Origin of the sequence: Kribbella sp. NPDC051718 (assembly GCF_040681515.1) — a bacterium.
In the GTDB taxonomy this organism is placed as follows: Bacteria; Actinomycetota; Actinomycetes; order Propionibacteriales; family Kribbellaceae; genus Kribbella.
On the sequence record NZ_JBFAYZ010000002.1, the window covers coordinates 742,629 to 764,669 of the forward strand.

Consider the following 22,041-nt stretch of genomic DNA (forward strand, 5'->3'; position numbering starts at 1 on the left):
TGGATCTCCCCTCGAGGTATTTCAGGCGGCGTAGGAGTTGGGTGTGGTGTTGCGGTAGTCGCCGGTCATGCACTCGACGCAGCGACCGTCCGAGGTGGGGATGCAGTAGGTGGTGACTTGGCCGCAGAGCTTGCAGCGGCGGCGTGCTTCCATCGCCTTGTCCAGTGCGTTGAGCTGGGCCGGTGACGGCACTCGTGAGGGCTTGGCGAGGTCGAGGCGGTACAGGTAGGCCCAGCGCTGGCCGTTGCGCCACACGAGCAGCGCGTAGGGCTCGTGGCCGCCCGGACACATCCGCATGGCCTTGAGCTGACGGCGGGTGGCGAGGCCACCGGGTGCCCACTTGAACCGGAACACCGGCGTTCCGTGGTGGTCCCAGCCAAGTGCCGTTTTCCCATCCCACAAGGTGATGTAGCGGGCTCGGGCCGGGTGAAGGCTCGCCTTGTCCATCAACCGGCCGGTCACTTCTTGTCCGCCTTGCTGGTCGAGTTGCTTCCCAGGCTGCGGGTACGCCGGTAGTAGCTGATGACCTTCCGTCCGAACCGGACCCGCAGCCCGGAACCGTCGCACCGTCCGCAGTGCCGGAACGCGTTGCCGAACGGCGACTTGAACTTGCCGACCCCCTTGCAGCGGCGGCACTTCCCGAACGGCCAGACAGCACAGCTCAGTAGGTAGAAGGCGATGCAGACGGTGACGATCAGAGCGACCGTGGCGACCTGTCCGGCCGTGTGGACGGTGGCCGCCAGGCCGCTACCGTGGGTAGCGGCGGTAGAGATAGCGGTAGCGGGGGTGGTGGGCATCGAATGCCTCCAGAGGGCTGTTTTTGGGCGTGAGGAGCCGTGGCCGCTACCCGCTACGCGGGGATGAACGGCCTGGTCAGGTCTGGGTTGCGGGGTAGCGGGACGGGTAGCGTTGCCGCTACCGGTAGCGGGGTGGCCGCTACTCCAGATGTCCCGCCACCCCTGTTGAGTTGGTTACTCTCTGTTCCCCGCGGGGGCTAGCCGGTGGTGCCAGCTCGGCGGTTGATCGCGGCGCGGATGTCGTCGGCCTTAGCGCCCTTGCGGGTCGCGCCGTCGCGCTTGACGTTGACGCTGGAGACGTTCAGCCCGCGCGCCTGAGCCGAGATGGCATCGGGGGTCGTGCCGTCGTACTGCTCGGGCATCTGGTCGGCCAGCCGACCGGCGATCGTGTCCCAGTGCGCGGCGGTGTCGGCACCCATCACGGTGAGGATGTCGGCCAGGACGTCACGGCTGGCGCGTTGCATCTCCTCGCCTGCGGCCATGCCGGACAGCAACCCGAGCCGTTCCCGCAGCACCCTCGCGGCGGTGAGGATCTTGTCCGCGTCGGTGGCGTCGGCCAGCTCGGTCCGTACGGTCGGTGTCGCGTCGGATGCGCCGTAGAGGTAGCCGACGCCTCGGTACTCGTCACCCACCGGGAGGGTGGCTGCATCGAAGCCTTCTTGGTAGGCGTCGCCGCCCAAGATGGCCTCGGACACGACCCGGTTGCCGCACTTGAGCGCGAACCGCAGCGTGTGGTTATCCCTGTACCGGTTGAAGAGTCGGGCCACGTCGCCCGCGCCGACACCGGATGGCTTCTGTGAGCTGGACTCGATGATCACACCGGCGCTCGGGCCGACGGCTTGGATGCGGGAGAGCTTGGCGGCGATCTCCTTGTTGACCGCCTGGTCCTCGGTCTCGAAGTAGACCTGAAACTCCTCCATCACCAACACCAAGACGTGCAGGTCTGGGTAGCGGGGGTCGTTGTGGAGTTCCTCGGTGAGCTTGCCTTCGGGGCACAGCTCCACCGGCAGCGTGGTCAAGATGCTGTTGACGTGGTCGATGTGGGCGAGGATCTCGTCCAGGATCGCCCGGAACGTCTCGATCGGGTCATCGGTGTTCGGGTTGGGATGGGTACCGAAAACGATGCGGTAGGCAACCTTCTTGAACGCCAGCCAGTCCGGCGAGTTCTTGCCATCCACAACGATCAACCGGACGTTCGGGTCAAGTGCCGCGTAGAGCGCGAGCAGGCGGGCGAAGTACGTCTTGCCCTTACGGGGTTGGGCACCGACCAGCAGCGAGTTCCACATCAGCGACAGCTTGACCGGCGCGTCACGCTCATCGCGGCCAATCACGAACGCCTTCCAGATCGAGCGGCGCTTGCAGTCCAGCAGCGACGTACGACCCACCGGCACCGCCAGCGGATCACGGTCGGCCACAAACAGCGTGTGCCGTCGCGAGCTGGTCTTGTCCGGCGTCAGAAACACCTGATTTACATGGACATCCAGACCGGAAGCGATCTTCTCCCGCGAGCCCGAAACATCCGACCAGCCCTTGCCGTACGGGAGATCCACCAGCACCTGCGACCCGGTGTTGCGGGCATCCCGCGACATCTGCGACCCGAAGCGCACTTCCTGGTCGGTCTTGTCGGGCTTGCCGAGTCCGGCTGCGTAGTAGGCGCGCAGCACGATGTCCGAGTTCAGCTTCCGGAACCGGGGCGCGACGACCGCAGTACCGACCAGCGTCTGACCGGCCGGGCGACCATAGTGCGCCGCCGCAGCGACCAGACCAGCCCCAGCAAGGGCGACAGCGGCCGGAGGAGCCGAGTTCAGGGCGATCGGCGCACTGACGGCTAGGCCGATGTTCTGGGCCGCCAGAACGCCACCCCGCCACAGGCGGGTCCGCTTGAGTTCGCGGTGGATCTTCTCCCACTCCTTGAGCTCGTTGCCGTCTGCGGCCTTCTGCTCAAGGGCAAACGAGTTCGGCACCCACCACCAAGCGAGCTGATTGCGGACCAGGCGAGCGAAGCCGCGACCGGCGAACCACGTCAGCTTCGCGCCGTACCAGGGCGACCGGACCGCGTGGAACGCGGCCACGTGACCCGACCGGGCGACCGCGCGACGAACGGTGGCGCGAAGGTTCTGCGGGAGCAGGTGCACCGGGATGATCGGCAGCCGCTCGCCCGGCGTCACCGGCACCGCCAGGCCCGGCGTGTCCACCGGAACAAGGACCTTGCCCGCTCCGGGGTCGGTGTCGTCTAGAGCGACTTCATACGCGGTGTCCATCCGCTCGACCTCACCAGCCGACAGCGGCACCGCCACGCCGGCCGAATCGGTCTCGGGCTGCGAGGTGTCGTCGCGACGGGCGCGGTGCGCGTCCAGGTTGATCGGCTCGGGCACGTTCTCGTTCGGCAGCTCGCTCATGTCAGTTCCCCTCGCTCTGGGCGGGACGGGCGTGGATGAGATGGGCCAGCGCGGCACCCATGCCGAGCACGGCAACGGGCAGGCAAGCGACCACGGTGGTGATCTGCCACGGCGCACGAGTGACCCCGGCCGCCTCCAGCAGGTGATAGGCGACCTGACCGAGCGCACCCAGCACGAGCGCGGACAGCGCCGACCACTTCGCGAACCGGCGAGCCGACGCCGGGACCTGACCCGACAGCCACACCCGCAGCGCGAATGCGGCGTACGTCTCGACCCCGATCGGGAGCGTGATAGCGGAGTTGATCGTGAACCCGTCCGCGATGCCGGGCAGCGGGTGGACGGCTCCGAAGCCGGTCAGGGTGCCGAGTCCGACCCAGCCCGACCAGACCGCGACGAACGCGGGCAGCGCCAGCAGAAGCACGGGCCAGGTGCGCACGAAAGCAGGTCCGTCAGAGACGCCCGCGGGAACCTCCTCAGACTGAGACGAGTCAGCAACGATCACCGGTTCTGAAGACGCTGTGACCTGCGGAGATGCCTTCCCCGGCTCCGCGCGGGGCATCTCATCGCCTGTCGGCACAGCCTCGGTTTCAGGTGCGGTTTCAACCGGGTTCGGCACAGTGTGCAGATGCGCGCCGGTGGCCTTGGTGTCGTCCTCGATCAGCGCGAGGCGGATTGCCTTGGCCTTGTCCTTGCCGATCCGGAAGTGCTTCATCAACCGGTTCTGCGATGGGATACCACCGGTCTTGGCAGCGAGCTTGCGAGCGGCCGGGATCAGGTCTTCCACCGGTACCGGGTACGTCGTGCGAAGCGGAGTGCTCATGCGTGAATCTCCTTGCCTGCGAGAACGCGGCGGACATCATCAACGAATCCGGCGAAGACCCACAGGTCCGCGTGAGCCGCCGCAATAGCGGCCGAACTAGCACCCGGTACATCGCCGGACACGATGGCCAGCAGCTCTCCGAGCCGGGCTTCCAGCTCATCACTGAGGCGGTCTTCATCGACGCCCAACCGCTCGGACAACACGGCGCAGAACGTTGTCGGCCGCTGGCGGCTCATCGCGCGCCACCGGTCAGCAGAAGGGTCAGGCCGGTGATGCTGGCCCCGGCGATCGTGGCCAGCATGGCCACCTGCAAGAGCCGGTGCTTGATCCAGCTCAACCGGCTCAGGACAACCGCCTGAGCGCACATCTCGCGAGCCGTGTCCTCACCGGCAAGCCGGTCGGCCAGCTCCTCGGTGGTGTAGTGCCGGACGGTCCCGAAGTACAGGACGTTGCCGCTGCCGTGCTTGGTGTGGCGAGCCCGCAGGATCGGCAACACAACAGCAACCGCGCACAGCAGCGCAGCGACCATCAGAGCCACACCCAGCGGCACCAGAACCCGCCCCGCCGTACCAAGCCGGTCCAGGTGAACCAGCGCCACAACACCGGCCAGAACCGCAGTGTTCAGCGTGGCCACGAAACCAGCCTTCGCATCGGCCTTGCCGATCGAACCGGCAACCGAGTCGTGGACCTTCTGAGCCTTCGCCAGCTCGCCGTCACTGACGGGCGCGAGGGCAAGAGTCGCATGGACCTGGGCGCGGCGGAGGCGGTACAGCTCGCTCGCGGCGCTCAGCGCGTCGTCAGCGTCCTTCAGGTTCAGGACGGCTTCCTGTGTGTGATCGATGCCAGTCATGCCACGTCCTCCGACTCCGGCGCACGGTGAGCCAGCTCGCGGGCGATCGTGAGTACTCGGTACTCGGCGCGGCGGATCCGGCGACGGTCCAGCTCCGACACGGCCGACCCCGCGTTGTTGTACGAGATCTCGGCGTCCAGCAAGTCCAGCTCGGCCGCCAGCAGCGGCCACTCACGCTCGATGTCAGCCAGGTCGGCCGGGGTCGGCTCGTCGTGCTCGACGGCCGGAAGGGAGATGATGTTCACGGGTTGTGCTCCTCTGCGAATGGACTAGTGCGACCCGGACGCCTCGGCGGCTGCAACCGCCGGGGCGTCACTTGTTCTCGACACTGGTCATCCTAGGACTACCAATCCCTAGGCTGTCAAGCGCTGGTAGTCCTAGGCACGCAAAAGCCCCCTCCGAACGCGCTTGGCAGCGGGCGGAGGGGGCTTGGAGGAGCGCAGATCTAGTCGGCTTGCAGAAGACTCCGGAGGCCGGTCACTTCGGAGATGAACCGATCCTCTGGCATCTGAATCTCGTTGTCAGTTTGCGCGAGCAGCGGGAACGGCTGGCCGGGGCGCGGATCGATCTCGAATCGAGGCAGCAGGTGTGTGTGAAGATGTGGAGCGGTGTTTCCTAGCGTCTCGTAATTCATCTTCATTGGCTTATAGAACTCTATTAGCGCGCGAGCAATGACGAGCGTTTCCGCCCAATAGCCCGCCGCCTCTTCATCGCTCAGTTCGGTGGGCTCGACCACATGTCGAGCTTTCCAAATAGCAAGTGTGTATCCCTGCTGGATATCGGCACTTTGCAAATATCCGTCTACATATTTCCCAAGGAAGATTCGAGCTCCGTACTCGTTTCTCTCCTGACCTCCACCTTCACAGAACTCACAACTGGCACCCGAGATTCTGTCTTGCCAGTTCGCGGGCCATTCGAGCGCGGTCATTTACTGCCACCTTCCGGTTCAGACCAGAGAAAGGCGAACTCGTGCTGATCCGCCGCGTACAAATCGTCAGCCACCTGAAGCGGGCGACTGTCCGGGTCATAGTCAATGTGGAACATGCGAACAACGGGGACACCCGGATCCAACTTCAGCAGTCGGCGCTCATGAGGCGTAGGCATCCGAGCCCGGAAGACTTCGGTGCCCCATGAGAATTGGTGCCCCAGGTTCTCAATCGTTGCGTCTGGGCCAACTTTCAGGGCATCCGGCGACTCAAGATCAGTGTCTGCGGCCAACCAAAGCGGGTAGTAGCTGGTCGACAGAACGGCCGGCCGATCGTCGAGCAGTTGGAGGCGTCGCCTTATGACGGCCTGGTCCCCAGAGGAGCAACCGAGCCACGATGCCACGTCGGCCGGGACCGGGCCGCGCTCGACGCCGAGAATGCGGCGAGACGGCACCCTGCCTTGCATATCCGCTTCCGCATCGAACACCGGTTTGCCTGAATTGCGGTGAACATCGTGTCGGGAGTTGGAGGAAATTCGGCGAACTGGAGGCTGTTCGCGCACAAAAGACCCATACCCTTTCCTCTTGACGACGATGCCCTCAAGCACCAGTTCGTCTAAGGCATCCCGGACAACCGTCCGGCTGATTCCGTAATCCTGCTCAAACTCCCGCTCACTAGGCAATTGGCTTCCTTGCTCACGCTCGCCCGAATTGATCTCGCTACGCAGCATGTCAGCCAGCTGGTCAGTTAGAGAGCGATCAGCCGAAGGATCCAGAGAAACGCGACTCATGATGCGCACAAACTCCTTAGGGTCCTAGCACTACAGGCCCAATCAGCGTATACCCGCTTAGCAGCCGAAGCCAGCTCAAGACCAGGCGCAACAGTCCGTGATCGACATGGGACAAGGGGGAGGCGACTCACTCACTCGCCCGGCGTCAGCTTGTCCGCCGACTCCCATCGGGCCTGCATCTCACCGTCTACCAAGACGAATCCCAGCCAGCCATCAGGTCCAGCCGCCCATGCCGCGATAGCGCCTTCCTGCGACCCGATTCGAACCGCACGAGGCGGAACGACGGCGCGGACGAGATCCGCGTACCGCACGTCCCGCGTCGCGGCGGCAGCCATGAGGGTCGCGGCCACCGTAAGCGCCTGAACGGCCGGAAGGTCTACCTCGGTCAACCACCGGCCGCTCTCAGCGTCAATAACGCCGTAGCCGACGTAAGGGCCCTTCGGTGACTGAACTCGGAAGCGTTCACGGAAGTCGAACATGTGTACGACTATACGGCGTTTCGCGATGCCGGGCCGATCAGGAGCTGGTCATCTTCGGTGCCTTGCGCAGTCTCAGCCGCCATCGTTCGCGAGCGTTCAGGGAGGTTCTATCCCCCACACCCGCGCAGCGTCCGGCTCACTAGAGCGGCCGACCGACAGTGGCTCCGTGTGCACTTTGACGCCGCCTGGCTTCCCGGTGTCGCAGCAGGAGATAGCGCCTTGTTCGCCAGCGGAGTTAGCGGTTCCGTCGGGACCATGCACGGTGGTTCTAGGCCTACGGCACCGATGTCATCAAAGGATGGATGATGGTTCCACACCGAAGACACTTCCCGCACGAGCGCCGGGCGTCGCTACTCCGAAACTGCCGGATAGATCAGTTCGACCAGCCGCCAAACACCACTGGACGGATTTTTCACGGACAGCTCATCGCATTCGGGCAATTTTTTTGCTCTTCCGTGGGCAACCGAGACGAGATCTCGAAAGTCATCGAAGTCGAGTTTTGTCTTGTCGTAATTCACCACATACTTACGCAAAGCCGCCTTGGCGTGCTCCGCATCCTCAATATGCCTCTTGACATCTTCAAAATGGAGAAGCAGATACAGCTCGAAACACGGCGAAGACACGGCCACCTTCACACCTTTTTGGCGACCTGCTATTAGCGCTTTAGGAACGTTAAATGAGTCAACATCACAGACGGTCCACACTTCATCGAAATCTTCTTTGTCGAGATGACGTAACTTTGCCGCCAGCTTGACGACATCCAGCGGCGAACCATCATCACTTTTGAATTTGACTTTCACAGCGGAATTCCTGACATCAAGAGCGAGCGCCTCAAGATAGTCCTTCTCGGTCTTCCGAGCTGCGCAGACGACAAGCACCCTCCGGGTAAACGATCTGCGATTGGTGGGGCGCCGCGATCCGCTACTGCCCTTTTTGAAAGTCAACCGATCCCCCTCAACCCAGCCCTTACTCGTCAGCCGTCATCGCGTAGCTGCGAGCAGCCGCCACCAGGCGTTCGTCATCCACAAAAGGAACCGCCCCAACGGCTCCCCCTAGATAGCGCCTTTCCCAGTTCAACCCGTCGCGTGGCCGGAAGTCCGTGAGAGAGAAGAGGCTGGACGCGCCCGTCTGGTGATCCTTCTCAACGAACCAAACCTCATCTCTGCGCAAAAGCTCTTCTCCACCATGCCGGCCCATGAGTGAAGTGTCATGCGTGCTAAGCACAAGTTGAGAACTGTTTACATTGATCGAAGGATCCTGAAATAGGCGGATCAGACGCGCAACCAGCAGTGGATGCAAACTTGTATCAATCTCATCCACCACAAGCGTAAAGCCACCCCGCAACGCTTCCAGAGTGATTCCGACAAGCTTGAACCAGGTCCGAGTTCCATGCGATTCATCCTCGAACCCAAAATCACTGTTTACTACACCAGCATGGGTGAACCGAAGTCGCTGCTCTATGTTGCCGTATTCGAGAAAATGCCGAAGGTCCTCTTCTTCGCCATCAAAGGTGAAGTCAATCTGCCTTCCATCCGGACTCACCATTCTCACTTTGGCAGGCGTCTTCCCTCCGATCTTAAAATCATGAACGGGCGCGGTCGTCTCAACGGCAGCAATTCCAAGGTCCGCGAACCTGAGGAGGCTGAGAACGTCTTCCGAGTCTCCCGAACGACGCAGCAGGCGACTAGTTAGGTCGTGCGCATACCTACTATCATCCTCAGGGTTCAGGAACCAGAGCTTCTCAGAGAACCATCGATATACCGGCGTGAAGGCATTATCTTTAGACCTTGCAGCCGTTGAGATAAAAAGCATGTTGGCTGGCGTTATCTCAGCAAGTAACTCACTCTTCGAGTTATTAGTTGTCACGCCGAAATTGATGCCGTCACCGTCGCGCTCAAATAGCCGCCGCGGCTGCTTCTTCGGGTAAGAGATGCACCATTCTTCCAGCACCTTCTCGTCATCAATTGTGAATCCATAGGCATATCGCACGCCATCCAACAGAAGTTCCACCTGGAACGACGAAGGTCTTTCAGGCGAAACCTCGTCTAGCATGAATGGGTACCTGGGAATCTTCTTACCCGGCCGCCAGTTGTTATTTTGTTCCAAAACGGCATCATGCATGAACCGCAGGGCAGCTAAGACCGTAGTCTTTCCTGCTGCGTTTGCTCCATACAATGCCGCCACAGACAGCGCAGATCGTTCGTCCTTGTTGTACGCGGGACGCAGGTCGAGCATCTGCTCATCCCGCAATGAGCGATGGTTCTCCACCCTGAAGCTAAGTAACATGCGGCCTCCCTCGGTCGCCAGCAGGGCCTTGTGAACAAGTGAATCGCAGATTGGCCCTGGTAGGTCCGAGAGTAGACGCTGTACCGGCCAGTAGGCTAGCTCTCGGGTCTCGATTTGGCTTCGATCATCCCGGGAGCGTGGTAGGCAGGTTGCGGGGCGGCCGTGGTGGCGCTAGGGCGAACTATCTCACCCCAGGATCAGTGGCCATCGCAGGGATCGAACATGTATTCGCCTACGCTGCTAGACGATCGATGTGGAACTAGTGCCGGCAGTCTCAAAGTTAGTCTCATTCGCGCACGTTCGAGGGCGTTCAGAGACGTTCTAAGACTCCCCGGTCACGTCTAATCGGCCCTCGTCGAACGGAGACGAACTCTCAATCGAGGGATTGGAAAGCGTGTTGGGGGCAACCCCTCACGAGTTCGAATCTCGTATCCTCCGCCACTCTTCAGAAGAGCCGGACGCACCTAGTGTCCGGCTCTTTCTGCGTCAGAGGAATGACGCCGCCCACGCCGCTCGTACCTCGCCGCTCCCCACCCCAGCTCCCACGGTGCTCCTCCGTCGCCCCGCCCGCTGCCTTGCCCGCAGCGTGCCCCCGCATGGCGATGACTGTCGTTCGTCGGCTGGGAAGTCGACGGCCGTGTCGTCGCCAGGATGGCAATCATCGTCCCAGAAGCCGACTTCTGGACCCCCGAGGAACTAGCCGAACCGCAGACCTACATCAGCCGCTTCTTCTTCGTAGAACACGGCAAGGACTACGGCCCAGACCTTCTTGACGCGGTGAGAGAACAGGCCCGCAGCGACCACAAAGATTGGGTTCGCCTGAACTGCTGGAGCACCTGCGCGCACGGGCTGACGAGCGCAACCAAGTAGCTGTGCGGCGGCGCGGCAGGGGCGACTGTTTCCCATCAAACATCAAGGATGTTGCGTCCAATCGCATCTGTACGGAATGGTCAGGTGCGGCGGGTTGTGGTTGAGCGGATGCGGCCGTCGGGCAGGGTGGCCTTGACTTGCCAGCCGCCGCCGGGGACTGGGCCGGCGGTCAGTTGGCCGCCTAGTGCCTGTACGCGTTCGCGGAGGCCGATCAGTCCGTGGCCGGTGCCGGACAGGCGTGGATGGTCGTGAGTCGCCTGGCCGTTCTCGACGGTGACGGTGAGGCTTCGGTCCGACCCGTTGACCAGGACACGGACGGCGGCTCCCGGTGCGTACCGGAGTGCGTTGGTCAAGCTCTCCTGGACGACCCGGAACGCGATGTGCGCGGTCGGAGCGGCGAGGCCGTCGCGGTCGCCTTCGAAGCGGCATGACACGTCCAGTCCGCCGCGGGCGGCCCGGGTCACGACCTCGTCGATCAGGGAGAGATCCGGGCCGCTGACCTCTGATCCGCCGAGGAGTTCGACGAGTCGCTGCAGGTCGTCGTGGCCCTGGCGCGCCGACTCCGCGATGCCGGCGAAGACCTGGTCGGCCTGGACCGGATCCTGGTCGACCAGTCGTTGTCCGGCGGCCGCCTGGATGACCATGACACTGATGGCGTGGCCGACGATGTCGTGCAGTTCGGCGGCGATCCGGCTCCGCTCGTGACGGACGGCGAGCTCAGTGAACAGCTCCCGCTCCTCTTCCAGTTCCTCGCTCCGACGGGCGAGCTGGTCGGCCGCCTCACGCCGGAGCCGCAGTACCGTGCCGGCGAGAAAGCTGGGGACGGTGAACATGATCAACGGTATGTCGCTGGTGGAGCGGAGGATCAGCTCGAGGATCAGCAGGTACGCCGCAAACCCGGCCGCAGCGCCCCAGGCGGCAGCCCCCGACCAGCCCAGCGCGGCCACCAGCGCCAGGACCGCCATGATCGCGAAGCAGATGTCGGGAAACCACCCATAGCCGTTGAGCAGCGTCGCCAGCAGCAGGAACCCGCCGCCCCCGAGAGCAACCGCTCGGGGATGGGTCCGCCAACACACCAGCGTCAGCCCACTCGCCAGCAGCAGCGCGGTGAAGACGTTGCCCAGGAACGTGGTGGGCCAGCCGTGGTACGCCGTCGAGCCCACGACCAGCACGACGGCCAGGAGCGCGATCCCCACCCGCTCGAGCCCGCGCACGACCCGCCTCCTCGGCTCAGCCGACGACCGGCAGCTGGGCGACGGCGCCGACTCGGCCCTTGACGACCTTCACCTCGACGGAGCCACCGAGCAGCTTGGCCCGCTCCTTGGCGCGGGCGACGGCGGCCTTCAGTTCGGAGCTGTGGCCGACCTGCCCGTTCACGCGGATCTCGAGCGCATCGGCGTCGACCCGCACAGTGACCTCGATCGGGGCGTCGGCCTGATCGGCCAGTGCGGTGATCAGGTGCTCGACGATCCGGTACGCCGACAGCTCCACCGTCGCCGGCAACGCCCGGGGATCGCCCGTCACGACCAGCCGCGAGTGGACGGTCCGCAGCCGCGCGAGCAGGGTGTCGAGGTGGGCGACCGTCGGAGCCGGCGCCAGTGCCACGTCATCACCGCGGAGCAGGCCGACGATATCCCGCATGTCGTCCAGAGTCTGGCGACTGCCGGATTCGATCGACTCCAGTACGGCTTTGGCCTGCGTCGGTGGGAGCCCGCCGGCCGACTCGGCCACTGTGGTCAACCCCGCGAGCCGTTCCTGCAGCATGCCGTCGAGCTGCTGGGACAGCCGGGCTCGGTCGTCGGCCACCTCGATCGCCGCCCGCTCGTCACGCAACTGCCGCAGTTCCTCCTCGCGGATCGCCAATTCCTGGTTCAGCGCGGTCCGGTGGCGGGCGGCCAGTCCGACGGCGAAGACGATCACGACGATCGGCAGGGCCAGCAGTGCGGCACCCGGCCCGATGGTCGCGTCGACCACCAGGACGAGCACGGTCATCACGACGCTCAGCCCGCAGACGATCCAGGCCGTCGCCCGCTCGGTGGCAAGTGCTCCGAGGAACGCCAGTACGAAGGCCAGTGGGAGCCCGGCGCCGCAGCGGGTCACCCAGCCGAACAGCACGACATGCAGCGCCATCGCCGCCACCGAGATGCTGGTGACGGCGATGAGACTCCGCCGCCACCAGAGCACCGGAAGCGTGGCGGCCGCGAACACCGGGATCATCCAGAGCGAGCGCGAACTCATGGTGTGAACCATCGACCCCTCCGCGATGGCTTCGTCGACCATGGCGCCGGTCGTCTGCGTGTTGAACCACATCAGTACGACGCCGAGCGCGGTGAGACCTCCCGCCAGGACCCAGTCGCGGGGCTTCACACCGCGGAAGATCTCACCCATCGCCGGCTCCTACCCGCAGCAAGTGCCGCTCAGGCGGCCAGGCGCTGGTCGACCGGCACGGTGCCCGTGGCGTGCTTGCTGACTCGATTCTGCACGAGAACACCGGCGCCGTAGAAGAGCGCGATACCCGGCAGGGCCACCGGCAGGGCGGACGCCACGGTGTCGATCGACGCGTCCCTGGCGAGCATGACCAGCTCCAGGACCACGATCGCGGCGAGCCCGAACAGACGGTTGCGCCAGGCCCCGCCGAACCGGCCGACGGCGTATGCCAGCGCGAACCCCAGCGGGAGGAGCACGCCGCACCGGGTGATCCAGCCGAAGGCGAGCACGTGGGCCACGGTCGCGACAGTGGTGATCCCGACGACCGCGAGGATGTTGCGCCGGCGCCACAGGATCGGCAGGGTGATGACCAGGAAGGTGGGCACCACGGCCCACGACGTGGTCGAGAGTGCGTGTGGCAGATCCTCGTCGGAGGCGGCGACGTTGCCGACCATCAGGAGGACTCCTGCCGCGGTCATCAGGCCGGCCAGCACGTAGTCGAGTGGGCGGATGCCCCGGAAGATGTCGTTCATCGGACTGTCCTTTCGCTGCGGGTCCCCCTGACCCGATGCAGCGACAGTAGGTTCGTGACCGTGCCGCCCACGTCTGGCGCAAGCACGATTGTCCGGCCCGCGCGTCCTCCGCAGGGATGACGCGGTCGCCGCAGGGATGAGGGCACAATCAGCGTGTGCCCGACAAGATCCGCGTGCTGGTGGCCGACGACCAGACCCTGGTGCGTACCGGTTTCCGGGTGATCCTGGAGGCCGAGGGCGACATCGAGGTCGTCGCCGAGGCCGACACCGGCACGGAAGCGATCCGGCAGGCCCAACTGGTCGAGCCGGACGTGATCCTGATGGACATCCGGATGCCCGAGCTCGACGGGCTGTCGGCCACCGAACAGATCCGCCGGCATCCGAACCCGCCGACGATCATCGTGCTCACCACCTTCGACCAGAACGAGTACGTCTACCGCGCGCTGCGAGCCGGCGCGGCCGGTTTCCTGCTCAAGGACTCCCCCTCGAGCCGGCTGATCGCGGCCGTCCGGGCAGCGGCCACCGGCGACTCGCTGATCGAGCCGGCGATCACCCGCCGACTGGTCGAGCGCTTTGCCGAGCCGGTACAGCCGCAGGGACTGCCACCCGAACTGGCCGCACTGACCGACCGCGAACTCGACGTACTCCGGTTGCTCGCCCGCGGTCTGTCCAACGCGGAGATCGCGGCGGAACTGGTGGTGGCCGAGACGACGGTGAAGACACACGTCGCCCGGGTCCTCACCAAACTTGGCGTCCGCGACCGTGTGCAGGCCGTCGTCGCCGCCTACGAAACCGGCTTCGCGAATCGATCCTGACCCGCGCCACGCTGGACCTTGGTGACGTCTGCTGAGCGACGGCGGGGTCGGCTACTTGAGGGTTGCTATTACTCGCATGGAGCCGCTGGTAACGCGGATGCGGCGGTCGCGGAGCAGGCGGGTTCGTTCGAAAGGCGGGATCAGGCGAGACGCCGGGTGGAGGAGTTCACGGACCCGGGACGTGACGAACGGGAGGGCGTAGTACTGGTAGGCGCTGTCGATCGCGGTGACCTGGAAGTTGGTTCGATGGAGTAGTTCGGTGATTGTTTTGTGGTCGTAGTAGCTGACGTGTTCGGGGATTTTGAAGGAGACCCAGCGGGAGCCGGAGATGCGGGACAGGAGGCTGCCGATGTTGGGGGTGACCATTACGACCAGGCCGCCGGGGTTGAGCAAGCCGCTTGCGGTGCGGAGGAAGGCTGCCGGGTCTGTGACGTGTTCGATGAGGTGGGAGGCGAAAATTACGTCGTACTTCTCGGCCTGGATCTCGGGGATCTCTTCGACGAGGCCGCAGTACACGCGACCGGGGTAGCGCTCGTCGGCGAACTTGACTGCTGAGGGGGACAGGTCCACGCCGTATGCGTCGTAGCCGGCGTCCAGGGCGGCCTTCAGGAAATAGCCGTAGCCGCAGCCGACCTCGAGGATGCGGCCGGTTGGGAGAAATTCGGCGATCCGGCGGACGTCCTCACGGAAAGTGGCCAGGTACTCGGCTTCCTGGTCCTCGTACTGCGAGTAGCCGGAACCCTCGCCGCCGAAGTACGACTCTTCCTCGTACAGGGCACGCAGCGTCTCCGGCGTGGGCGTGGGCACCAATTGCACCAGTCCACAGCCCGGGCACTCCTCGATGCCGTAGCCGTCCTTCGCGCCACGCGGCCGGAAAGGGCCGCCGGTTCCGCACAGGATGCAGACGACGTCGGCAGATGCATCGGTCATTGATCAATCCCCGCCTCTGATCGCGCTGAATTAGCGCGGAGACCAGGACGGTACCGCGTCCGAGGTCCCCCGCGCCGGTCCCGGAGCTGACCGGCCAGGCCGGCGGTCGCAAGCGGTGTCTCAAAACGAGACCTACGGTGATCGGACGGCTACCTACGCTCTCAATATCGGGACTTCACCCCTGAAGGAGCGGCCATGACGACCATCGACGCCGAGATTCAAAGCGCTCAGCACGCTACTGAGGTTGAGGTTCCAGCGGTGACCGGGGATCCGGCTCTGATCGGCCTGCCGAGCTTCATCGTGGGGTCGGTTGCGCTCGGGCTTGTCCTGGTCGGGTATGTCTCCGCGGCGGGGGTCGGGGCGTCCCTGCCGATCATCGTCGCGGCGACGGCACTCGGGCTGACGATCGCGGCCGTTTGGGCGGCGGCTGTTGGGCAGAGTGCGGTGGCGGGGGTGTTCGGGATCTTCGCCGGGTTCTGGTTGAGTTACGCGACGCTCGTGCTGGGCTTGACGCATAACTGGTTCGCCATCGCCGCTGGCGACGCCCTTCACACGCAGGGTTTGTTCGTCATCTCGTGGCTCGTGGTGATCGGCATGCTGACGCTGGCGACCCTGCGGCTGCCGGCCGTCTACACCGTGCTCTTCGCGCTGATCGAAATAGCCTTGGTGCTGGTTCTGATCGGCACGCTCCAGCAGTCTGCCGGCACGTTGAAGGTCGGCGGGGTTGTGGTGTTCGTCTTCGCGGCGGTGGGCGTCTACCTGTTCTTCAACTCGGCTTCCCAAGCAACTGGCGGGAAGGCCCTGCCGCTAGGAAACCCGCTCGTCCGCAGCTGAGCTATCGGACTTCCGTCGACGTTTCGCGCCGGTCAGTGTGTGTCGCTGGACAATCCGAGACGGGCGCGGATCAGCTGAGCGTCGGCGCCACCGCAGTTGGGAGCCGCCGTTATGTCCGCCCGGTCCGTGAGGCGACTCATCGTGTCGAACCATGCAATGAGTGAAGCTGTGCAGGTCGAGAGGCTGGCTGTGTTTTTCACAACCGAGGCCGGCCAGAGGGTCTTGTCGAGGGTGTCCAGGAAGTGACGGTCGGCCGTTCGAGCTAGTGCGGCATCCGCACGCAAGGTCTTCATCGAGGCACTGGAATCCACATCGTCGCCCAACTTCTCGGAGGCCCTGTTCCTCGGGGCGACGGCTGTCAGATAGACCTCTGCCGCCTGAGCGATCGTTAGCGGAGTCGGCTTTGGTGGCGTCGGTTTCGGTGTGGGTGTTGGTTTTGGCGACGCCGCCGGACTCGTCGTGGCCGGCTGTGGGGCAGCCACGGGCGCTTCCTTGGCGCCGCATCCCCCCAAGATGAGCACAGCCGTCAGCGCTGAAGCGATAGCTCGGTTCACGATCGTTCCCCCGTTTTTCAGTTTGATCACTCAACGTAGCCCTGACTTGATGCTGATAGCGAGGCCGGACCGGCTCGGGCTCCGGGCAGAACGCCGGAATGGACGGAGAGGACAGCTTGAGGATGTGCAGGAGTACGCGAGTGGGTTCTCGGTGGGAGTGGAGTTACGTCCGGTCACAGAGGGAGAACGACCTCGGGACGCTGGAGTGCTGATGGGCGTGCTCCAAGAGGAGTGGCGGCGCACGCAGAGTTAGGAGCAAAGCAAAAGGCAAGGAGAAAGGATCTCCCTGCCGTGTCTAAGTTATAACGCACAGGGGGACTTGCCGCAAGGCCCCGGTGATGGTCCACACTCGCTGCCTGTAGCCGAGCTGGGGAGTTGTGGATGCGGGTTTTGTTGTCGACGTACGGGTCTCGCGGGGACGTCGAACCGATGGTGGGGCTGGCGCTGGAGTTGCAGGCGCGGGGTGCGGAGGTGCGGGTTTGCGCGCCGCCGGACTTCGAGGAGTTGCTGGCCGGATTCGGCCTGCCCATCGTGCCGATCTGGCGGTCGGCGCAGGGGCTGACCAAGTCGAGGCCGGCGGCGTCGTCCATTCCGGAGCGTGCGGCAGAGATCATTGCTGCTGAGTTCGAGGTGCTCACGAAAGCAGCGCGTGGGTGTGACGTGGTAGTTGCCACAGGCATGCTTCCGGCCGCGGCGGGTGCACTGTCGGTGGCTGAGCTGCTGGGGATCCGCGCTGTCTCGGTGACCTTCCAGCAGCTCACTCTGCCATCGCCGACGCGTCGGCCGATGGAACTGCCGGGGCGGCCTCTGCCGGCCGGTGTCACCGACAATCAGATGCTCTGGAAGCTGGATGCCGAGAGCAACAATGCGCTGTTCGGCGAGGCGCTCAACAGCAGCCGGACGAAATACGGGCTGCCGCGGGTCGATGACGTTCGCGCATACGTAGTCGGCGATCAGCCATGGCTGGCGACCGACCCGACGCTGGATCCGTGGCAAGGCCCCCAATCAATCATCCAAACAGGCGCCTGGATTCTGCCGGACGAGCGCCCGCTGCCTGACGACCTCAAAGAGTTTCTCGACAAGGGCGAGCCGCCGGTGTTCGTCGGCTTCGGCAGCATGCCCATGCACTCCTCGACAAACGCCGCCACCACAGCAATCGAGGCAGTACGCGCGCAAGGCAGCCGACTGATCCTCAAGCGCGGCTGGGCCGAGCTCGAGCTGATCGACGACCAGGACGACTGCTTCGTCGTCGACGAGATCAACCAACAAGCGCTCTTTCCACAAACAGCCGCCATCGTGCATCACGGCGGCGCCGGTACGACGATGACCGCTACCAGGGCCGGTACGCCGCAAGTCGTCGTCCCCCAGCTCGCAGACCAGCCGTACTGGGCCGGACGCGTCGCCGAACTCGGCATCGGTGTCGCGCACGACGGTCCGACCTTCACCACCGAGTCCCTGTCGACCGCCCTCAAGGCAGCACTACAACGAAAAGCAGAAGCACAAGCGATAGCAGCCAAGATCCGCACCGACGGAACAGCAGTCGCCGCAGAGCTGCTGCTGCGAGATGGGAGCCGCTGACGTGAACCCGTTGAAAACAAGTGCTTTCGACCTCCCCGACAACCTCAGCGCCAAAGCAAACCCGGCCCTGATCGCCAAGGACGAAGACCACTTCGCCGCGATCGCCGACAGCCTGCAGCAGACGATCGCCGAACTCACCGAACGACTCGACGAGACCCGCAAGGCCCCCGGCGGCGAGGGCCAGGAGGCACTCGACCGCGACCTCGAGGTCCACCGGCTGACCGCACGGCTCCGCACACTCAAAAGATTCGGCCTCGACCTGACCCTCGGCCACATGGTCACCACCGACGACGAGGTCGTGTACGTCGGACGCCTGGGCCTCACCGACCGCGACGGCCGCCGCCTCCTCATCGACTGGCGATCCCCCGCAGCCGAACCGTTCTTCGGCGCGACGCACGCCAACCCGATGGGCCTGTCGAACCGCCGCCGCTATCGCTGGACCCGCGGCCGCATCACCGACTACTGGGACGAGGTCTTCACCGCCGAAGGTTTCGAGGGCCACGCCGCAGCACTCGACGACCAGTCCGCGTTCATCGCCAGCCTCGGCAGCAACCGCTCGGCCCGGATGCGGGACGTCCTCGGCACCATCCAGTCCGACCAGGACGCGATCATCCGCGCCGGCTCCCGCGGCGCGCTGGTCGTCGACGGCGGCCCCGGTACCGGCAAGACCGTCGTCGCGCTGCACCGCACGGCGTACCTCCTGTACTCCGATCCGCGCCTGGACCACAGTCACGGCGGCGTACTGTTCGTCGGCCCCCACCAGCCCTACCTGGCCTATGTCTCGGACGTACTCCCCAGCCTCGGCGAGGAAGGCGTGCAGACCTGCACCCTGCGAGACCTACTCCCCGAGGGAAACAATGCCCCGGACGAGCAAGACCCGAAAATCGCGCAACTCAAGGTGACCGCCGACATGGTGAAGGCGATCGAACCGGCCGTCCGGCTGTACGAAGAGGCACCCACCAAGCGGATGACGGTCGAGACGCACTGGACCGACATCGCGCTCACACCCGCAGACTGGGCCGAGGCGTTCGGATCGGCCGACCCCGGTACGCCGCACAACGAGGCGCGCGACCAGGTGTGGGAGGAGCTGCTCACGATCCTGCTGGACAAGCACGTCGAGGAGTACGAGGACGAAGACCTCTCGAACGAGCTGATCCGCCGATCCCTCGAGCAGAACGAGGATCTCAGAGACGAGTTCGACAAAGCCTGGCCGCTGATCGAGCCGACCGACCTCGTCGGCGACCTCTGGTCCGTCCCCGCCTACCTCCGCATGTGCGCCCCTTGGCTCAGCCCGGAGGAGGTCAAAGTACTCCAGCGCAAGGCCCCCCAGGCGTGGACCTCGGCAGATCTACCACTCCTGGACGCAGCCCGGCAGCGACTCGGCGACCCCGAGGCCTCCAGGAGAAAGCGTCGCCAGAAGGCCGCCGCCGCGGTCGAACGCGAGCGGATGAAGGATGTCATCGACCACATCATCGAGGCCGACGACGACAACGAGGGCTGGATCCCGATGCTGCGCGGCGCCGACATCCAGGAGGCGCTCGTCGACACGGGCGGCCTGCCCACGGCGGACCCGGACTTTCTCAAAGGCCCGTTCGCGCACATCGTCGTCGACGAGGCGCAGGAACTGACCGACGCGGAATGGCAGATGTTGCTGCTCCGCTGTCCGTCCCGGAGCTTCACCATCGTCGGCGATCGCGCGCAGGCAAGACATGGATTCACGGAGTCGTGGGAAGAGCGGCTCGAGCGAGTCGGGCTGGATCGGGTCAACCTCGCATCCCTGAGCATCAACTATCGGACGCCGGCAGAGGTGATGACGGAGGCCGAACCAGTCATCCGCAAAGCGCTGCCGGATGCCAACGTGCCGACCTCGATCCGCAGCAGCGGAGTTCCGGTCAGATACGGGGAGGCGGCCGAGCTGCACCAGATCGTGGACGGCTGGCTCGCCGAACATGACGAGGGGATCGCGGGTGTGATCGGCGATCCGGCGTACCGGCCGGCTACTCCGCGGGTACGGTCGCTCACACCCGAGTTGTCCAAGGGGCTCGAGTTCGATCTCGTCGTACTGATCGACCCGGAGTCGTTCGGCGAGGGCATCGAGGGGGCCGTCGATCGGTACGTCGCGATGACCCGGGCGACGCAACAACTCGTAATCCTCAGTGTGCCCCTTGTCACACTCGATGAAATGGATTAGTTTCAGCCTGGAAGTAATTCCGTCCAGGCATGTCCAGGTGGTCAGTCTCGCCGGCGCGTGCCGCAGTACCGGCAAGGAGACAACATGGCCAGTACGACGCCGCCCACGGCGGCACCCGCTCGTCGTACCCGGGGCAGGGCGCGTGACGACACGCGCCTCGCCCTGCTCTTCATCCTCCCCGCGACCATCGGCTTCGGAGTCTTCCTGGTCTGGCCGACCCTGCGCGGGATCTATCTGAGCTTCACCAAGTTCAACCTGCTCACGCCGCCGCAGTTCAACGGCCTGGACAACTACATCCGGATGGTCCAGGACCCGGTGTTCTGGAACGCGTTGAAGGTGACGCTGTACTACGTAGTCCTCAACATCGGCATCCAGACGGTACTGGCCCTCGTGATCGCCGTGATGATGCAGCGGCTGACCCAGAAGACCTGGCTGCGCGGGATCGTACTGACGCCGTACCTGGTCTCGAACGTGGTCGCCGCGATGGTCTTCCTCTGGATCCTCGACTACCAGCTCGGAATCGGGAACAAGCTGCTCGGCGCGATCGGGATCGACCAGATCGCGTTCCTGTCCTCGGACACCTGGGTGATCCCGACGATCGCGCTGATCAACGTCTGGCGGCACCTCGGCTACACCGCGCTGCTGATCTTCGCCGGGCTGCAGACCATCCCGAACACGGTCTACGAGGCCGGCAAGATCGACGGCGCGAGCGAGATCCGGATGTTCCGGCACCTCACCGTGCCGTTGCTGCGGCCGATCCTGTCGCTGGTCCTGATCATCACCGTGATCGGCTCGTTCCAGGTCTTCGACACCGTCGCGGTCACCACCCGCGGTGGACCCGTCGACTCGTCGCGGGTGCTGCAGTTCTACATCTACGACGTCGCGTTCGGCCGGTTCCAGTTCGGCTACGCGTCGGCGATGTCGGTCGCGCTGCTGCTCGTGCTGATGGTGATCACCTTCGTCCAGTACCGGTTGACCCGGGCCGACTCGTCCGACCTGGCCTGAGGAGCGAGCATGAGCATCATTCTCGACAGCACGCCGGCCATCGCGACACCGGCCGACGACGTACCGCCCGAACCACAACGCCGATTCGGTATCGGCCGCGGCCTGGCCTGGGCCTTCATGATCCTGGTGATCCTGGTCAGCCTCTTCCCCTTCTACTGGATGCTCCGGACCGCTCTGTCCAGCAACAACGCCCTGTACGCCGGGGGCGACAGCCTGCTCCCCGTCCAACCGTCCGCCGGTGGATTCGAGCGCGTCTTCGGCCTGCAGACCGGGCAGGCGGCGATCGACGCGGGCGGCGCCGGTCAGGAGATCCACTTCTGGCGATACCTGTTCAACTCGGTAGTCGTCTCCACCCTGATCACGGCCGGTCAGGTGTTCTTCTCCGCGATGGCGGCGTACGCCTTCGCCCGGTTGCAGTGGAAGCACCGCGAGCGGGTGTTCGCGTTCTTCCTGGCCGGCCTGATGATCCCGTCGATCTTCACGCTGCTGCCCAACTTCGTGCTGATCAAGCAGCTTGGCCTGGTGGACACGCTGCTCGGGATCGCGTTGCCGACCATGTTCATGACGCCGTTCGCGGTGTTCTTCCTGCGCCAGTTCTTCCTCGGCATCTCCCGCGAGGTGGAGGAGGCGGCGCTGATCGACGGCGCCTCCAAGACCAGGGTGTTCTTCACGCTGATCCTGCCGATGTCGGTCGCGCCGATCACGACGCTGGCGATCCTGACCTACATCGCGTCCTGGAACGAGTACTTCTGGGCGCTGCTGGTCAGCTACACCGACAAGTCCCGGGTACTGACCGTGGCACTCGGCGTCTTCAAGTCGCAGACCCCGCAGACCGGGCCGGACTGGTCCGGGCTGATGGCGGCCACGCTGGTCGCGGCTCTTCCGATGCTCTTGCTGTTCATGGTCTTCGCCAAGCGCATCGTCAACTCCATCGGCTTCAGCGGGATCAAGTGAGGA

Annotated in this window: 24 protein-coding genes; 7 read left to right on the forward strand and 17 right to left on the reverse strand. The window is 64.7% G+C overall.

Translation table 11 applies throughout. The features are described 5' to 3' along the window. Positions 1-21: 21 nt before the first annotated feature. The 12 genes from AB0M15_RS10165 to AB0M15_RS10220 form a co-directional block, all read right to left on the reverse strand. Positions 22-462: an RRQRL motif-containing zinc-binding protein gene (locus AB0M15_RS10165; RefSeq protein WP_363815976.1), complete on the reverse strand. Its 441-nt coding sequence runs from the start codon at positions 460-462 to the stop codon at positions 22-24. Next, positions 459-797 carry a hypothetical protein gene (locus AB0M15_RS10170; protein WP_363815978.1) on the reverse strand — a complete coding sequence of 113 codons (339 nt, stop codon included), beginning with the start codon at positions 795-797 and terminating at the stop codon, positions 459-461. The genes AB0M15_RS10165 and AB0M15_RS10170 overlap by 4 nt, the downstream gene beginning before the upstream one ends. A 197-nt stretch (positions 798-994) precedes the next feature. Beyond that, positions 995-3,196 (reverse strand): cell division protein FtsK, encoded by a 2,202-nt coding sequence (locus AB0M15_RS10175; protein WP_363815980.1) that lies wholly within the window; start codon positions 3,194-3,196, stop codon positions 995-997. A 1-nt stretch (position 3,197) separates the two neighbouring features. Next, positions 3,198-4,016 (reverse strand): ABC transporter permease, encoded by an 819-nt coding sequence (locus tag AB0M15_RS10180; protein ID WP_363815982.1) that lies wholly within the window; start codon positions 4,014-4,016, stop codon positions 3,198-3,200. Next, positions 4,013-4,252: a hypothetical protein gene (locus AB0M15_RS10185; protein ID WP_363815984.1), complete on the reverse strand. Its 240-nt coding sequence runs from the start codon at positions 4,250-4,252 to the stop codon at positions 4,013-4,015. Before AB0M15_RS10185 ends, AB0M15_RS10180 begins: the two co-directional genes overlap by 4 nt. Next, entirely contained in the window at positions 4,249-4,866 is a 618-nt protein-coding gene (locus tag AB0M15_RS10190) for a Pycsar system effector family protein (RefSeq protein ID WP_363815986.1), read from the reverse strand. The genes AB0M15_RS10185 and AB0M15_RS10190 overlap by 4 nt, the downstream gene beginning before the upstream one ends. Next, positions 4,863-5,111, reverse strand: a complete 249-nt coding sequence (locus AB0M15_RS10195; RefSeq protein ID WP_363815988.1) for a DUF6284 family protein — start codon at positions 5,109-5,111, stop codon at positions 4,863-4,865. Before AB0M15_RS10195 ends, AB0M15_RS10190 begins: the two co-directional genes overlap by 4 nt. Positions 5,112-5,311: 200 nt before the next feature. Continuing rightward, a complete protein-coding gene (locus AB0M15_RS10200) occupies positions 5,312-5,794 on the reverse strand; it encodes an HIT family protein (RefSeq protein WP_363815990.1) in 483 nt (160 codons plus the stop codon). Next, positions 5,791-6,582: a GntR family transcriptional regulator gene (locus AB0M15_RS10205; RefSeq protein ID WP_363816590.1), complete on the reverse strand. Its 792-nt coding sequence runs from the start codon at positions 6,580-6,582 to the stop codon at positions 5,791-5,793. The genes AB0M15_RS10200 and AB0M15_RS10205 overlap by 4 nt, the downstream gene beginning before the upstream one ends. 131 nt (positions 6,583-6,713) lie before the next feature. Continuing rightward, entirely contained in the window at positions 6,714-7,061 is a 348-nt protein-coding gene (locus AB0M15_RS10210) for a hypothetical protein (RefSeq protein WP_363815992.1), read from the reverse strand. A gap of 350 nt (positions 7,062-7,411) precedes the next feature. Then, positions 7,412-8,005 (reverse strand): RloB family protein, encoded by a 594-nt coding sequence (locus tag AB0M15_RS10215; protein WP_363815994.1) that lies wholly within the window; start codon positions 8,003-8,005, stop codon positions 7,412-7,414. Positions 8,006-8,027: 22 nt separating this feature from the next. Further along, positions 8,028-9,296, reverse strand: coding sequence for an ATP-binding protein (locus tag AB0M15_RS10220; RefSeq protein WP_363815996.1), 1,269 nt, complete (start codon positions 9,294-9,296; stop codon positions 8,028-8,030). Between the two features lie 702 nt (positions 9,297-9,998). On the opposite strand from AB0M15_RS10220, the gene AB0M15_RS10225 reads away from it, so the two are divergent. Further along, entirely contained in the window at positions 9,999-10,217 is a 219-nt protein-coding gene (locus AB0M15_RS10225; RefSeq protein WP_363815998.1) for a hypothetical protein, read from the forward strand. A gap of 80 nt (positions 10,218-10,297) precedes the next feature. Here the strand turns inward: AB0M15_RS10225 and AB0M15_RS10230 are convergent, their stop codons facing one another. Genes AB0M15_RS10230 through AB0M15_RS10240 form a run of 3 tightly spaced genes read right to left on the reverse strand, consistent with a single transcriptional unit; the run spans position 10,298 to position 13,177 of the window. Then, on the reverse strand, positions 10,298-11,431 hold the full coding sequence (locus AB0M15_RS10230; RefSeq protein WP_363816000.1) for a histidine kinase: 1,134 nt from the start codon (positions 11,429-11,431) through the stop codon (positions 10,298-10,300). A gap of 16 nt (positions 11,432-11,447) precedes the next feature. Beyond that, positions 11,448-12,605: a hypothetical protein gene (locus AB0M15_RS10235; protein WP_363816002.1), complete on the reverse strand. Its 1,158-nt coding sequence runs from the start codon at positions 12,603-12,605 to the stop codon at positions 11,448-11,450. Positions 12,606-12,634: 29 nt separating this feature from the next. Next, positions 12,635-13,177, reverse strand: a complete 543-nt coding sequence (locus tag AB0M15_RS10240) for a hypothetical protein (RefSeq protein ID WP_363816004.1) — start codon at positions 13,175-13,177, stop codon at positions 12,635-12,637. A 155-nt stretch (positions 13,178-13,332) separates the two neighbouring features. Between AB0M15_RS10240 and AB0M15_RS10245 the strand changes: the two genes are divergently transcribed. Beyond that, complete coding sequence (locus AB0M15_RS10245) at positions 13,333-13,992, forward strand: response regulator transcription factor (RefSeq protein ID WP_363816006.1); 660 nt, start codon at positions 13,333-13,335, stop codon at positions 13,990-13,992. A 51-nt stretch (positions 13,993-14,043) separates the two neighbouring features. Here AB0M15_RS10245 and AB0M15_RS10250 read toward each other — a convergent pair whose 3' ends face one another. Beyond that, the gene (locus AB0M15_RS10250; protein WP_363816008.1) at positions 14,044-14,922 is read right to left on the reverse strand and encodes a class I SAM-dependent methyltransferase; all 879 of its coding nucleotides are present in this window, start codon (positions 14,920-14,922) and stop codon (positions 14,044-14,046) included. Between the two features lie 195 nt (positions 14,923-15,117). On the opposite strand from AB0M15_RS10250, the gene AB0M15_RS10255 reads away from it, so the two are divergent. After that, positions 15,118-15,756 (forward strand): GPR1/FUN34/YaaH family transporter, encoded by a 639-nt coding sequence (locus tag AB0M15_RS10255; RefSeq protein WP_363816010.1) that lies wholly within the window; start codon positions 15,118-15,120, stop codon positions 15,754-15,756. Positions 15,757-15,788: 32 nt separating this feature from the next. Here AB0M15_RS10255 and AB0M15_RS10260 read toward each other — a convergent pair whose 3' ends face one another. After that, positions 15,789-16,049 (reverse strand): hypothetical protein, encoded by a 261-nt coding sequence (locus tag AB0M15_RS10260; protein ID WP_363816012.1) that lies wholly within the window; start codon positions 16,047-16,049, stop codon positions 15,789-15,791. Between the two features lie 642 nt (positions 16,050-16,691). Here AB0M15_RS10260 and AB0M15_RS10265 point away from each other — a divergent pair. The 4 genes from AB0M15_RS10265 to AB0M15_RS10280 all read left to right on the forward strand — a co-directional run bounded on the left by AB0M15_RS10265 (position 16,692) and on the right by AB0M15_RS10280 (position 22,038). Further along, positions 16,692-17,888, forward strand: a complete 1,197-nt coding sequence (locus AB0M15_RS10265; protein ID WP_363816013.1) for a glycosyltransferase — start codon at positions 16,692-16,694, stop codon at positions 17,886-17,888. A 1-nt stretch (position 17,889) separates the two neighbouring features. Then, a complete protein-coding gene (gene helR, locus AB0M15_RS10270; protein ID WP_363816015.1) occupies positions 17,890-20,079 on the forward strand; it encodes an RNA polymerase recycling motor ATPase HelR in 2,190 nt (729 codons plus the stop codon). An 84-nt stretch (positions 20,080-20,163) separates the two neighbouring features. Next, positions 20,164-21,084, forward strand: a complete 921-nt coding sequence (locus tag AB0M15_RS10275) for a sugar ABC transporter permease (protein WP_363816017.1) — start codon at positions 20,164-20,166, stop codon at positions 21,082-21,084. A 9-nt stretch (positions 21,085-21,093) separates the two neighbouring features. After that, entirely contained in the window at positions 21,094-22,038 is a 945-nt protein-coding gene (locus AB0M15_RS10280) for a carbohydrate ABC transporter permease (protein WP_363816019.1), read from the forward strand. Positions 22,039-22,041: the final 3 nt, after the last annotated feature.